The sequence below is a fragment of the Streptomyces sp. NPDC025806 genome (assembly GCF_055558275.1).
This window is the reverse complement of the sequence record NZ_JBVHMU010000004.1, coordinates 37,103-50,080: the sequence shown is the minus strand read 5'-3', so window position 1 is coordinate 50,080 and position 12,978 is coordinate 37,103. Positions and strand designations below refer to the sequence as shown.

At 71.9% G+C, this 12,978-nt stretch carries 13 protein-coding genes and 1 tRNA gene; 6 read left to right on the top strand and 8 right to left on the bottom strand.

Translation table 11 applies throughout. The annotated features are described in order from the left end of the window. The first annotated feature begins 1 nt into the window (after position 1). The gene (locus ACZ4E1_RS10235; RefSeq protein ID WP_467537722.1) at positions 2 to 1,051 is read left to right on the top strand and encodes a M23 family metallopeptidase; all 1,050 of its coding nucleotides are present in this window, start codon (positions 2 to 4) and stop codon (positions 1,049 to 1,051) included. Positions 1,052 to 1,079: 28 nt separating this feature from the next. Here the strand turns inward: ACZ4E1_RS10235 and ACZ4E1_RS10230 are convergent, their stop codons facing one another. The 7 genes from ACZ4E1_RS10230 to ACZ4E1_RS10200 form a co-directional block, all read right to left on the bottom strand. Further along, on the bottom strand, positions 1,080 to 1,946 hold the full coding sequence (locus ACZ4E1_RS10230; protein ID WP_467537720.1) for a Cof-type HAD-IIB family hydrolase: 867 nt from the start codon (positions 1,944 to 1,946) through the stop codon (positions 1,080 to 1,082). A 105-nt stretch (positions 1,947 to 2,051) separates the two neighbouring features. Beyond that, complete coding sequence (locus ACZ4E1_RS10225) at positions 2,052 to 2,993, bottom strand: LLM class flavin-dependent oxidoreductase (RefSeq protein WP_467537718.1); 942 nt, start codon at positions 2,991 to 2,993, stop codon at positions 2,052 to 2,054. 36 nt (positions 2,994 to 3,029) lie between these two features. After that, the gene (locus tag ACZ4E1_RS10220) at positions 3,030 to 3,497 is read right to left on the bottom strand and encodes a hypothetical protein (protein ID WP_467537716.1); all 468 of its coding nucleotides are present in this window, start codon (positions 3,495 to 3,497) and stop codon (positions 3,030 to 3,032) included. Between the two features lie 32 nt (positions 3,498 to 3,529). Then, positions 3,530 to 4,072 carry an RNA 2'-phosphotransferase gene (locus tag ACZ4E1_RS10215; RefSeq protein ID WP_467537714.1) on the bottom strand — a complete coding sequence of 181 codons (543 nt, stop codon included), beginning with the start codon at positions 4,070 to 4,072 and terminating at the stop codon, positions 3,530 to 3,532. A gap of 144 nt (positions 4,073 to 4,216) precedes the next feature. After that, complete coding sequence (locus ACZ4E1_RS10210) at positions 4,217 to 5,140, bottom strand: MerR family transcriptional regulator (protein WP_467537713.1); 924 nt, start codon at positions 5,138 to 5,140, stop codon at positions 4,217 to 4,219. Positions 5,141 to 5,225: 85 nt separating this feature from the next. Continuing rightward, positions 5,226 to 7,007, bottom strand: a complete 1,782-nt coding sequence (locus tag ACZ4E1_RS10205; protein WP_467537711.1) for an SDR family oxidoreductase — start codon at positions 7,005 to 7,007, stop codon at positions 5,226 to 5,228. Then, positions 7,007 to 7,849: a M24 family metallopeptidase gene (locus ACZ4E1_RS10200; RefSeq protein WP_467537709.1), complete on the bottom strand. Its 843-nt coding sequence runs from the start codon at positions 7,847 to 7,849 to the stop codon at positions 7,007 to 7,009. The genes ACZ4E1_RS10205 and ACZ4E1_RS10200 overlap by 1 nt, the downstream gene beginning before the upstream one ends. Positions 7,850 to 8,142: 293 nt before the next feature. On the opposite strand from ACZ4E1_RS10200, the gene ACZ4E1_RS10195 reads away from it, so the two are divergent. From ACZ4E1_RS10195 to ACZ4E1_RS10175, 5 genes are all read left to right on the top strand, one after another. Beyond that, a complete protein-coding gene (locus tag ACZ4E1_RS10195; RefSeq protein WP_467538541.1) occupies positions 8,143 to 9,135 on the top strand; it encodes an ABC transporter ATP-binding protein in 993 nt (330 codons plus the stop codon). Continuing rightward, entirely contained in the window at positions 9,125 to 10,027 is a 903-nt protein-coding gene (locus ACZ4E1_RS10190) for an ABC transporter permease subunit (RefSeq protein ID WP_467537708.1), read from the top strand. The genes ACZ4E1_RS10195 and ACZ4E1_RS10190 overlap by 11 nt, the downstream gene beginning before the upstream one ends. After that, the gene (locus tag ACZ4E1_RS10185) at positions 10,024 to 10,935 is read left to right on the top strand and encodes an ABC transporter ATP-binding protein (protein ID WP_467537706.1); all 912 of its coding nucleotides are present in this window, start codon (positions 10,024 to 10,026) and stop codon (positions 10,933 to 10,935) included. Before ACZ4E1_RS10190 ends, ACZ4E1_RS10185 begins: the two co-directional genes overlap by 4 nt. Before the next feature lie 20 nt (positions 10,936 to 10,955). Further along, complete coding sequence (locus ACZ4E1_RS10180) at positions 10,956 to 11,675, top strand: ABC transporter permease (protein ID WP_467537704.1); 720 nt, start codon at positions 10,956 to 10,958, stop codon at positions 11,673 to 11,675. Between the two features lie 331 nt (positions 11,676 to 12,006). Beyond that, positions 12,007 to 12,093, top strand: a tRNA-Ser gene (locus ACZ4E1_RS10175). Positions 12,094 to 12,122: 29 nt separating this feature from the next. Here ACZ4E1_RS10175 and ACZ4E1_RS10170 read toward each other — a convergent pair. Beyond that, the gene (locus ACZ4E1_RS10170; protein ID WP_467537702.1) at positions 12,123 to 12,950 is read right to left on the bottom strand and encodes an HAD family hydrolase; all 828 of its coding nucleotides are present in this window, start codon (positions 12,948 to 12,950) and stop codon (positions 12,123 to 12,125) included. Positions 12,951 to 12,978 lie beyond the last annotated feature (28 nt).

Here is a 12,978-nt window from a genome sequence, read left to right as displayed (position 1 = left end):
CATGTCCCAACGACCCCGCCGTTCCCGCAGTTCGCTCGTCGTCCCGGCGGCGCTGTGCGCGCTCGTCGCCCTCGGAGGCACCCCCGCGCTGTCCGTGGGGGCCGACGGCCCCGAGGCGAGCGCCGAGGTGGCGCGCCTGTACGAAGAGGCGTCGAAGGCCTCGCAGCACTACGAGGAGGGGCGCAGGGCCGCCGAACTCCAGAAGGCGGAGGCCCAGCGCATAGAGGGGCTGCTCGCCGAGGAACGGCGGGAGAGCGCCGTGCTCCACGACGACCTCGGGCGCATCGCCCGCGCCCAGTACCGCAACGGCGGCGACATCCCGGTCGCCGCCCAGATGCTGCTCTCCGCCGACCCCGAGGAGCTGATGCACGGTCAGCGTGCCGCCTGGCAGGCGGATCTGGCGCTGAACAACGCCGTCGCCAAGAGCCGGCGGGCCGAGAAGAAGCTGGAGGAGGGGCAGCGCAAGGCGACGGCCGCGTGGCTCTCCCTGAAGAAGCGCAACGACGAGCTGGCTGTCCTGAAGAAGAGCATCGCGAGCAGGCTCGAGGCGGCGCAGTGGACCTTGCAGGGCCAGGCCGACAGTTCGGTGGCCGCCGGTCAGTGCCGGGGCGCCGTCCGCCTCGACCAGCCCGCGTTCGCCTCCACGCGCGCGTGGGTGCCGCCGGTGGAGCGGTACGAGCTGTCGGCGGGCTTCGACAGCGCGGGGGCGCGCTGGGCGCACCGGCACACCGGGCAGGACTTCGCGGTCGCCATCGGCACGCCCGTGCGGTCGGTCGGGGACGGGCGCGTGGTGAGCGTGTCCTGCGGCGGCGCCTTCGGCATCCAGATCGTCGTGCGGCACGCGGGCGGCTACTACACGCAGTACGCGCACCTGTCGTCCGTCGCCGTCGACCAGGGCGAGCAGGTGAAGGCCGGACAGTGGATCGGGCAGTCCGGCACGACCGGGAACTCGACGGGGCCGCACCTGCACTTCGAGGTGCGGCTCACGCCGTATCTGGGCTCCGGGGTGGACCCGGTGACCTGGTTCGCGGAGCGGGGCGTGCCCTTGTGACGCCGACGCTGTGACGCGCCCCGCGAGGTCAGCGGCGCGCGAGGATCTCCTCGATGACGCGGGCCACGCCGTCCTCGTTGTTGGTGGCGGTGCGGCCGGTCGCGGCGGTCAGGACGTCCGGGTGCGCGTTGCCCATCGCGTAGGAGCGGCCCGCCCAGGCGAGCATCTCCATGTCGTTGGGCATGTCACCGAAGGCGACGACCTCGGACGGGTCGATGCCGCGCTCGGCGCAGCACAGCGCGAGCGTGCTCGCCTTGGAGACCTCACGCCCGCTGATCTCCAGGAGCGCGCTCGGGCTGGAGCGGGTGATGGCCGCCAGGTCGCCGACGGCCGCGCGGGCCAGCGCCAGGAACGCGTCCGGGTCGAGCTCGGGGTGGTAGGCGAGGAGCTTGAGCACGGGCTGGTCCGCGACGTCCTCGAAGTCGGCGGAGAGCAGCTTCTCCGCCGGGGCGACGGTCTCGCCCGGGTCCAGGTGCAGCGGCGGGTACGCCGGCTCGTGGTGCAGCCCGCCGGTGCGCTCGACGGCGTACGCGGTGCCCGGCGCCGCCTCCCGCAGGATCCGTACGACGTCCAGCGCGTCCGGCACCGCCAGCTCGCGGACCTTGACGAACCGGTGCCGGCCGGGGCCGTCGTGCAGGTCCACCACGGCGGCGCCGTTGCCGCAGATCGCCAGGCCGTGACCGTGGAGGTGGTCGGCGACCACGTCCATCCAGCGGGCCGGGCGGCCGGTCACGAAGAAGACCTCGATGCCGGCCTCCTCGGCGGCGGCGAGCGCGGCGACCGTACGAGGGGAAACGGTTTTGTCGTCGTGCAGCAGGGTGCCGTCGAGGTCCGTGGCGATCAGCCGGGGCGCGGAGAGGGCCGGGGTCCGGGGCCCAGGAGTCGATGAGGTCACCGCCCCATGGTCGCGCAGCTGCGTGCACGGGCGTGCGGCGGGGCGCGCAGATGAGTACGCACCTGGCGCGTCTGCGCACCCGCCCCGGACCGTCGGGAGCCGGATTCAGCCGAGCTGGGCGAGGGCGTCCGTGGCGATGGCCTCGAAGACCTTCTGGTCGGCGGCGAAGGCCGTGTCGGGGATCGGCCAGTGCAGCACGATCTCGGTGAAGCCCAGCTCCCGGTGGGCGCCCGCGAAGTCCACGAAGGCGTCGACGGACTCCAGCGGACGGGCCCGGTCGGGGGTGAAGCCGGAGAGCAGGATCTTGTCCATCCCGGCCACGTCCCGGCCGACGGCGTCGCAGGCCGCGGTCAGCTTCTCGATCTGTCCGCGAATGGCTTGAACCGACTCCTCCGGAGTGCCCGCCTCGAACAGCTTCGGGTCGCCGGTGGTCACCCAGGCCTGCCCGTGGCGGGCGGCGAGCTTCAGCCCGCGCGGTCCGGTCGCGGCCACCGCGAAGGGCAGCCGGGGGCGCTGCACACACCCCGGGATGTTCTGCGCGCCGCCCGCCGAGTAGAACGTGCCGTCGTAGGTCACGGTGTCCTCGGTGAGCAGGCGGTCGAGCAGCGGCACGAACTCGGCGAAGCGGTCGGCCCGTTCGCGCGGGGTCCACGGCTCCTGGTCGCCGCGCGCGAGGGCGGTGGCGTCGAATCCGGTGCCGCCCGCGCCGATGCCGAGCGTGATCCGGCCGCCGGAGATGTCGTCCAGGGAGATCAGTTCCTTGGCGAGGGTGACGGGGTGCCGGAAGTTCGGCGAGGTCACCAGGGTGCCCAGGCGCAGCCGCTCGGTCGCGGTCGCGGCGGCGGTCAGCGTGGGGACGGCGCCGAACCAGGGCCCGTCGCGGAACGGCACGCGCCAGGACAGGTGGTCGTAGGTGTACGCGGTGTGGAAGCCCAGCTCCTCGGCGCGCACCCAGGCCTCGCGGGCGCCTTCGTGCCAGCGGCGGTAGGGCAGGATCACGGTGCTCAGACGGAGCGGGGACTGCGGCGTGCGGGGCGATTCGGTCATGCCTGCGAGCCTAAGCGGCCCGGCTCCTTGGTGCCCTCAGCGGACCTGGCGGCTGAGCCAGGGGGTGAGCAGGGCCATCGGTACGAGCTCCTTGTAGGTGCGGTCGCCGGGCAGCGGGACCAGGAGCCGGTAGCCGGGCGGGAAGAACCGGCCGCGGACCTGGGCGAGACCGCTGAGGCAGGCGCGCAGGAAGGCGGGCACGTCGTCGCGGGGCACGTCGTGGAACTCGACGCCCTCGACGGTGATCCGCGCGTCCCCCTCCGGGAACAGCCGCACGTCGATCCGCGGCGAGCCGCCGAGCTCGACGTACGCCTCGTGCGGCAGCGAGCCGTCGGGATCGGTCGTGGTGCCGACGCCCGCGGCGGTGCGGCGGGAGGTGCGGTCGCTGCCGATGTCGTGCTCGACCACGCACTCCACGGCGAACTCGTCGGCGAGCGCGCGCAGCGCGGTGACGGCCGCCTCGGTGCTGGGCAGACGGGGCTGGGTGCCGGGTTCCTGGTCCATACCGGTCGATGATGCCTGAGCCGGGGCCCGGATCAGCCGGGAAAGCGCAGGTAGCGGGGAGGGACGGCGGCCGTCAGCCAGACTCCGTTCGCGCTCACGCGGAAGACGTGGCCGTCACGGTGCATGGCGCCCGCGTCGACGGACAGCACCACGGGACGGCCGCGCCGGGCGCCGACGCGGGTGGCGGTCTCCCGGTCGGCGGACAGGTGCACGTCGTGCCGGTCCATCGGGCGCAGCCCCTCGGCCCGGATCGCGTCCAGGAAGCGGGGGACGGTGCCGTGGTACAGGTACGCGGGCGGCTCGGCGGGCTCCAGGCCCAGGTCGACGGCGATCGTGTGGCCCTGGTTGGCCCGGATGCGGGTGCCGTCGATCGTGAAGCGCCGCTTGTCGTTCTCGGCGACGACACGGTCCAGCTCGGCGCGGGTGAAGGGGAAGCCGTGGGCGGCTGCCGCGGCGAGCAGCGTCTCGATCTCGACCCAGCCGGCCTCGTCCGGCGTGAGTCCGATGCGGTCCGGCCGGTGACGCAGATGGCGGGACAGGTACTTCGACACCTTCACGGTGCGGGGGTCGTCCATGGCGTCAGGGTGCCTCGGAAGCCCCGGCGAAGTCTTCGGAAATTTTTTGCTCGCATGTTTGATCCACAAGCAAGTCGCGTTATCCACAGGGGAATTGGCGATTCTGTGGACAACTCACAGGGTGATATGCCGGATTTGGCGAACTCAGTTATCTTTGTGGTGATTTGCGGCGAGCGAGTCCAATGTCCTGGCCTGTACCTCGCGTTCGGCCGCCGCCGCGATGAACGCGGAGACGTGCTCGGGCCCAACGAGCGTGCGGACGGCCCGCATCGTGCCGGCGGGCATCGTGATCGTCTGCGGTTCGTCGGGGGGCGTGGTCACCGGGCCCGCGGCCAGGTGCCGGTTGAGGTGCTGGGTCGCGAACAGGCGCATCGCGCGCGCCAGTTCGGCGTCCACCGACTGCTGGGCGAGCGGTCTCAGGCGCCGCACGAGCGAGGCGGCCTCGGCCGCTTCCGCGTCCGTCGGCGGGAGCGGACCGAGATAGCGGGCGAAGACGTGCTCGGTCGTGAACTCCAGGAAACGGGCGGCGATGTGCTCGATCTGCCCCCTCAACTCCCGCAGATGGCCCGAGATCGCGGACAGCGGGACGCCCGCGGCGTACAACTCCACGGCCACGGCCAGCTCTTGGGGACTCGGCACGAGGAACTCGTCGTCCCGGCCCGGAACTCGCTCCAGCACCCCGAGCTCGATCGCGTCCTGCACGGCGGCCTCGTCCGGGTCGCCGCCGAACCGCGCGTCGAGCTCCGCGCGCGTGATCCGCCCCGCCCGCTCGTCGGTCCACGGCTTGTCCACCTCGGCGACCAGACCGAGCACGCCGCCGAGCCCCCGGCCGGCGTCCCAGGCCTCCAGGAGCTCCTTGATCGAGGCCAGCGTGTACCCGCGGTCGAGCAGGTCGGCGATCTGCCGCAGCCGCGACAGATGCGTGTGCGTGTACACGTTGGACCGGCCGCGCCGCTCGGGCCGGGGCAGCAGGCCCCGGTCCTGATAGGCACGGATGGTGCGGACCGTGGCGCCGCTGTGGTGCGCCAGGTCCTCGATCCGGTATTCGGCGACCGACTGCTCCGTCACACCCCACGCCCCTCGGTCGTGCCGGCCCTGCGCGGCGAACCTTCCTGCGAGGGATGGTACGACCGGCACGGCCGGCCCACGACACTCACAACGGCGGCTCCATCCGCGCGAGCGCACGCAGGGCCCGGGGCGTGAAGCGGGACATCAGGTGCGCGCCGCGGGCCTCCGGGGTGACCGGCACGACCGCCTTGTTCTGCACGACGGCGCTCAGGATCGCGTCGGCGACCTTCTCCGGCGGATAGTTCCGCCGGCCGTACAGGCGCGAGGACTTCTCCTGACGGCGCTTCTCCTCCTCGGCGTCCGCGCCGGCGAAACGGGCCGTCGCCGTGATGTTCGTGTTCACCAGGCCCGGGCAGATCGCGGAGACGCCGATGCCCTGGCCGGACAGCTCGGCGCGCAGGCACTCGCTGAGCATGAGGACGGCGGCCTTCGAGGTGCTGTAGGCGGGCAGCGCCTTGGACGGCAGGTACGCGGCGGCCGACGCCGTGTTCACGATGTGGCCGCCCTGGCCGCGGTCGGCCATCTGCTTCCCGAAGAGGCGGCAGCCGTGGATGACCCCCCACAGGTTCACGTCGAGGACCTTCTTCCAGTCCTCGGGGGTCGTGTCGAAGAACGAGCCGGACAGGCCGATGCCCGCGTTGTTCACCAGCACGTCCACCACGCCGTACTCGGCCGCGACCTTCTCGGCGAGCTTCTCCATGGCCTGCTCGTCCGTGACGTCGACGGTCTCCGCCCACGCCTCGGGGGCGCCGATCAGCTGGGCCATCTCGGCGGTCCGCGCCACGCTCTCCGCGTCCCGGTCCACGGCGATCACGCGCGCGCCGGCCTCGGCGAACGCGAACGCGGTGGCCCGGCCGATGCCGCTGCCCGCGCCCGTGACCAGGACGAGCTGTCCGCCGAACCGGTCGGCGTACTTGCCGGACGCGGAGGTGCGCCGCGCGGGCACGCCGCCCTCCTGCTCCTCGTGCGCGGTGACGAACTCGCCGATCCAGGCCGACAGCTGGTCGGGCCGGGTACGCGGCACCCAGTGCTTGGCGGGCAGGCTGCGCCGGGTCAGCTCGGGCGCCCACAGCTCCAGCTGGTCGTAGAGCCGCGGCGACAGGAAGGCGTCCCCGAGCGGCGTGATGAGCTGCACGGGTGCGTGCGCGTACGCGTCCTCGCGGGGGCGGGTCAGCCGCGCCCGCACGTTGTCCCGGTAGAGCCAGGCCCCGTGGGCGGCGTCCGTGGGCAGCGACCCCGTCGGGTAGTCCCCGGCGGGGACACCCTCGACGCGCTCCAGGATCCTCGGCCAGCGCTTGCCGAGCGGGCCGCGCCAGGCCAGCTCCGGAACCACCGGCGTGTGCAGCATGTACACGTACCAGGACTTGGCGCCCTGGCCGAGCAGCTGGCCGACCTTGCGGGGCGTGGGCCGCTTCATGCGCTGCTTGATCCAGTGCCCGAAGTGGTCGAGCGACGGCCCCGACATCGAGGTGAAGGACGCGATGCGGCCCTCGGTGCGCTTGACCGTGACGAACTCCCAGGACTGCACGGAGCCCCAGTCGTGCCCCACCACGTGGACCGGGCGGTCAGGGCTCACGGCGTCGATGACGGCCACGAAGTCGTCGGTCAGCTTCTCCAGGGTGAAGCCGCCGCGCAGCGGGGACGGCGCCGTGGACCGGCCCATGCCGCGCACGTCGTAGAGGACCACGTGGAAGCGGTCCGCGAGGCGCGTGGCGACCTCGGACCACACCTCCTTGGAGTCCGGGTAGCCGTGCACCAGGACGACGGTGGGCCGCGCCGCGTCGCCGAGCTCCACGACGCACAGCTCGATCCCGCCCGTGGCCACCGTGCGCTCGCGCGCGCCGTGGATCTTCGTCAGGTCCGTCATCAGATGCCCTCCGCCCAGCGCCGCACGTGCGGCAGATCGTCGTCCAGCCAGAACGCGCTCTCCTCGGGGTCCTTGGAGTCCGTCACCACGAGGAGCTCCTCGAACTTGGCGCCCGTGCCGCGGAATCCGAGGTGCGGCTCCACCGCCCACAGCCCGGGCTGCGGCGGATGGTCGGAGAACCGGTACGGGGACCACAGCGGCGACCAGCCGTCCCGGTGCCCGTGCAGCGCGTCGCTCGCCAGGCCCTTGAGGGACTGGGCGCCGAAGCCGAACAGCGTCGGGTTCAGCCGGCGCTCCCTGACCCGGTCCACCTTGTGGGCGATGACGCCGAAGGGGTACGCCCGGTGCCGGTTCGCATACCCCTGGCGGACCATGAGCCGGTCCACGTCCTCGTAGATCTCCCGCAGCGTGCGGCGCTCGCGCACCTCGCGCAGGATCAGCTCGCGGTGCGCCTGGAGATCGGCGAGCAGTTTGTCGTGCAGGGGACTGGGGCCGAGACAGCCCGAGTAGCCGATGTCCGCCGTGTAGCCCTTGTGGACCGGGGCCATGTCGAGGATGAACGGCATGCCCGCCTCGAGCCTGCGGTTCGTCGGGAAGAACTGGAGCGGGACGCGGAAGTTCACGAACGCCGTGCGGTCACCGAACCAGGCGAAGGGCAGGTGGAACCAGTCCCGCACCCCGCGCTCACGCAGCCAGTCGCGCTGCATGCGCGCCGCCTCGCGCTCGGTCACCCCCGGCTTGAGCTGCGCCGCGACCGCCTCCGCGCACGCGTACGCGAGGGTCTGCACTTCCCTGAACCCCCGCAGCTCCGCGGAGAGTTCCCGTGCCACTGCTGTGGTCATGCCACCGTCCGTCCCGGTCCCGGCCGCCCGTGACCGGGACGTCGCCGTACGCGCTCGTAACTTGACACTGATGAATGTGACAATGACCGGCGTCGACGTCAAGGGCCCTGCGGCAGACTGTGGAAAACATCCGCGATGTGCACAACCGGGCCACCGCGACGAGTGACGCGCCGGTCCCGGGCCACTACTGGAGGCTGACCCCCTAGGGACCCGTACGCCTCAGGTCTCATACGAGGTCGACCCCACGGTCTGACGTCAGTTGTGGCCTGCGCCACTAGCGTCGAAGCGTGACTGTGATCGCGACCGAAAGCCTGAGCAAGCGGTTCCCCCGGGTGACCGCGCTTGACCGGCTGACCATGGACATCGAGCCCGGGGTGACCGGACTCGTCGGAGCCAATGGAGCCGGCAAGTCCACCATGATCAAGATCCTGCTGGGTCTGTCCCCCGCCTCGGAGGGCCGAGCCGAAGTGCTCGGGCTCGACGTCGCGACCAAGGGCGCCGAGATCCGCGAGCGGGTCGGGTACATGCCCGAGCACGACTGCCTGCCGCCCGACGTCTCGGCCACCGAGTTCGTCGTCCACATGGCGCGCATGTCGGGTCTGCCGCCCACCGCCGCCCGCGAACGCACGGCGGACACGCTGCGCCACGTCGGCCTGTACGAGGAGCGCTACCGGCCCATCGGCGGCTACTCGACCGGCATGAAGCAGCGCGTGAAGCTGGCCCAGGCCCTCGTCCACGACCCGCAGCTGGTCTTCCTGGACGAGCCGACCAACGGCCTCGACCCGGTCGGCCGCGACGACATGCTCGACCTGATCCGCCGCGTCCACTCCGAGTTCGGCATCTCGGTCCTCGTCACCTCGCACCTGCTCGGCGAACTGGAGCGCACCTGCGACCACGTCGTCGTGATCGACGGCGGCAAGCTGCTCCGCTCCAGCTCCACCCAGGACTTCACCCAGAGCACCGCGACGCTCGCCGTCGAGGTCACCGACAGCGACGCACACCCCGACGGCACGCGCGCGTTGCGCGAGGCCCTCGCCGGACGCGGCGTCGAGACCCACACCGGCGGCGAACTGCCCGGCGCCGGGCACATCGTCCTGCTCACCGCCCAGGGCGAGCAGACCTACGACCTCGTGCGCGACGTCGTGGCCGACCTCGGCCTCGGCCTGGTGCGCATGGAGCAGCGCCGGCACCACATCGCGGAGGTCTTCCGCCCGGCCGACGACCAGCAGGAACCCCTCGCCCCCGTGGCGGCACAGCAGACGGGAGGCGGCCACGATGACCACTGAGCCCATGCCCACGGACCGTGCGTCCACCCAGATCCACAACATCGGCTACCGCCACTACGACGGCCCGCGCCTCGGCCGCGCCTACGCCCGTCGCTCGCTCTTCTCGCAGAGCCTGCGCGGCGCGTACGGCCTGGGCCGCTCGGCGAAGTCGAAGGTGCTGCCCATGCTGCTCTTCGTGGTGATGTGCGTGCCCGCGCTGATCATGGTCGCGGTCGCCGTCACCACCAAGGCGAAGGACCTGCCGCTCGACTACACGCGCTACGCGATCGTCCTCCAGGCGGTGATCGCCCTCTACGTGGCCTCACAGGCGCCCCAGGCCGTCTCGCGCGACCTGCGCTTCAAGTCCGTACCGCTCTACTTCTCGCGCCCCATCGAACGCGGCGACTACGTGGCGGCCAAGTTCGCCGCCATGACCTCCGCCCTGTTCATCCTCACCGCCGCGCCGCTCATCGTCCTCTACGTAGGCGCACTGCTCGCCAAGCTCGACTTCGCCGAGCAGACCGAGGGATTCGCCCAGGGACTGGTCTCCGTGGCACTGCTGTCACTGCTCCTCGCCGGCATCGGCCTCGTCGTCTCCGCCGTCACCCCGCGCCGCGGCTTCGGCATCGCCGCCGTGATCGCCGTCCTGACGATCTCCTTCGGCGCCGTCTCCACCGTCCAGGCGATCGCCGACGCGCAGGACAACGGCGGCGCGGTCTCCTGGCTCGGCCTGTTCTCGCCGATCACGCTCATCGACGGCGTGCAGACCGCCTTCCTGGGTGCCACGTCCGCCTTCCCCGGCGCGCACGGCCCCTCGTCCGGCCAGGGCGTGATCTACCTCCTCGTCGTCCTCGGCCTCATCGCCGGCTCCTACGGGCTGCTGATGCGCCGCTACCGGAAGGTCGGGCTGTGACCTCCATCAACATCGACCACGTCTCGCGCTGGTTCGGCAACGTGGTCGCCGTCAACGACATCACCATGACGGTCGGCCCCGGCGTCACGGGCCTGCTCGGCCCCAACGGAGCGGGCAAGTCCACGCTCATCAACATGATGGGCGGCTTCCTCGCCCCCTCCAACGGCTCGGTCACCCTCGACGGGCAGCCGATCTGGCGCAACGAGCAGATCTACCGCCACATCGGGATCGTCCCCGAGCGCGAGGCCATGTACGACTTCCTCACGGGACGCGAATTCGTCGTCGCCAACGCCGAGTTGCACGGCCTCGGCAAGAAGGAGGCGGGGCGGGCCCTCGCCACCGTGGAGATGGAGTACGCGCAGGACCGCAAGATCTCGACGTACTCCAAGGGCATGCGCCAGCGCGTGAAGATGGCCTCCGCGCTCGTCCACGACCCGTCCGTGCTCCTCCTGGACGAGCCGTTCAACGGTATGGACCCGCGTCAGCGCATGCAGCTCATGGACCTGCTGCGGCGCATGGGCGACGAGGGCCGCACGGTGCTCTTCTCCTCGCACATCCTCGAGGAGGTCGAGCAACTCGCCTCCCACATCGAGGTGATCGTCGCCGGACGGCACGCGGCCAGCGGTGACTTCCGCAAGATCCGCCGCCTGATGACCGACCGCCCGCACCGCTATCTGATCCGCTCCAGCGACGACCGCGCCCTGGCCGCCGCACTGATCGCGGACCCGTCCACCGCCGGCATCGAGGTCGACCTCAAGGAAGGCGCGCTGCGCGTCCAGGCCGTCGACTTCGGCCGCTTCACGGTGCTGCTGCCGAAGGTCGCGCAGGCGCACGGCATCCGCCTGCTCAGCGTCTCGCCGTCCGACGAATCCCTCGAGTCCGTCTTCTCGTATCTGGTCGCGGCCTAGTCACGGCGTAGGAGGCCCTGATGTACGACCCCACTGTCGCCCGGCTCACCTACCGGGCCCTGCTCGGCCGCCGCCGGGCCCTCATCCTGTTCGCCCTGCCCGTGCTGCTCATCGGCATCTCGGCGCTGGTCCGCGGCCTCACCGGCGCCGACGACCAGACCGCGTCCGACGTCCTCGGCGGCTTCGCGCTCGCCACGATGGTGCCGCTCATCGGCGTCATCGCCGGCACCGGCGCGATCGGCCCCGAGATCGACGACGGCTCCGTGGTCTATCTCCTGTCGAAGCCCGTGAAGCGGCCCACGATCATCTTCACCAAGCTCATCGTGGCCGTCGCCGTCACCATGGTCTTCTCCGCCGTCCCGACCCTGATCGCGGGCCTGATCCTGAACGGGAACGGGCAGCAGATCGCCGTCGCCTACACGGTCGCGGCCCTCGTCGCCTCCATCGCGTACGCCGCGATCTTCCTGCTGCTCGGCACGGTGACCCGCCACGCGGTCGTCTTCGGCCTCGTCTACGCCCTCGTGTGGGAGGCGCTCTTCGGCTCCCTGGTCGCCGGCGCCCGCACCCTCAGCGTGCAGCAGTGGTCCCTCGCGGTCGCCCACAAGGTGGCCGGGGGCGACCTCGTCACCTCGGACGTCGGCCTCCCCCTCGCGACGGTCCTCCTGGTGGCGGTCACGGTCCTGGCCACCTGGTACGCGGGCCAGAAGCTCCGCGCCCTGACCCTGGCGGGCGAGGAGTAGGCCGCGGGGTGGTTCTTCGGCAAGGCCGGGCGCCGCAGATGGCGGCGCCCCTGACTCCGGGCCCGCAGGCCCCGGGCTTTTAATCGGTGGCGGTGAACGGTCCGGCGCGGCACAGTAGTTGAGTCACCGCGCCGGGGCGTCAGGCTCCGGCGGGCCACCTACCGGGAGAGGAGCGCGACGATGAAGTTCAACAGTCCGTCGAGCTCCCGGCAGGGCAGCCCGAGGCAGGCTCCGGAGTAGTCACTGCACTCCGTCGAGCCCCGCCCCAGGGGTGCTGCCCGGGGCGGCCGCTTCGAGCACGTGCCCTTCGGGGCGCGTGGGCCGCCCACCCGGAGGATTGGCCGAGTGGTAAGGCAGCGGCTTGCTAAGCCGTCGTCGGGGTGGAAGCCCCGCGCGCGTTCGATCCGCGCATCCTCCGCAAGCGCAACCAGTTCAAGAGCCCGGCACTCAGCCGAGCAGACGCTCCAGGACCACCGCGATGCCGTCGTCCGCGTTCGACGTCGTCACCTCGTCGGCCACGGCCTTCAGCTCGTCGTGCGCGTTGGCCATCGCCACACCGTGCGCGGCCCAGCCGAACATCGGGATGTCGTTGGGCATGTCGCCGAACGCGATGGTGGTCGCCGCCTTCGCGCCCAGCCGGCGCGCCGCGAGCGACAGACCTGTGGCCTTCGACAGACCCAGCGGCAGCAGCTCCACGACGCCCGGACCGGCCATCACGATGCCCACGAGATCGCCCGCCACCGCGCGGGCGACCGCGGCCAGCTCGTCGTCCGACAGGGTCGGGTGCTGGACGTAGACCTTGTTGAGCGGCGCCGCCCACAGATCGGAGACGTCCGTGAACGGGATGACCGGGAGCGGCCCCTCCTGCACCTGGTAGCCGGGGCCGACGATCACCTCGCCCTCGATGCCGTCGCGGCTCGCGGCGATCGCCAGCGGGCCGGTCTCGGCCTCGATCTTCGACAGGGCGAGCCCCGCCAGCTGCCGGTCGAGCGTCACGGAGGTCAGGAGGCGGTGCTCCCCCGCGTGGTAGACCTGCGCGCCCTGGCCGCACACCGCGAGTCCCTCGTAACCGAGGTCGTCGAGGATGTGCCGGGTCCAGGGCACGGCCCGGCCGGTGACGACGATGTGCGCCGCGCCCACCGCGGTGGCCGCGGCGAGCGCCTCCCGCGTGCGCTCCGAGACCGTCTCGTCGGGACGCAGCAGCGTCCCGTCGAGGTCGGTCGCGACGAGCCGGTACGGAAAGGCGGCGGGTGCAATCGGAGCGGGCTGGCTCACTTGGTGATCGGCTCCAGACAGTTGTGAC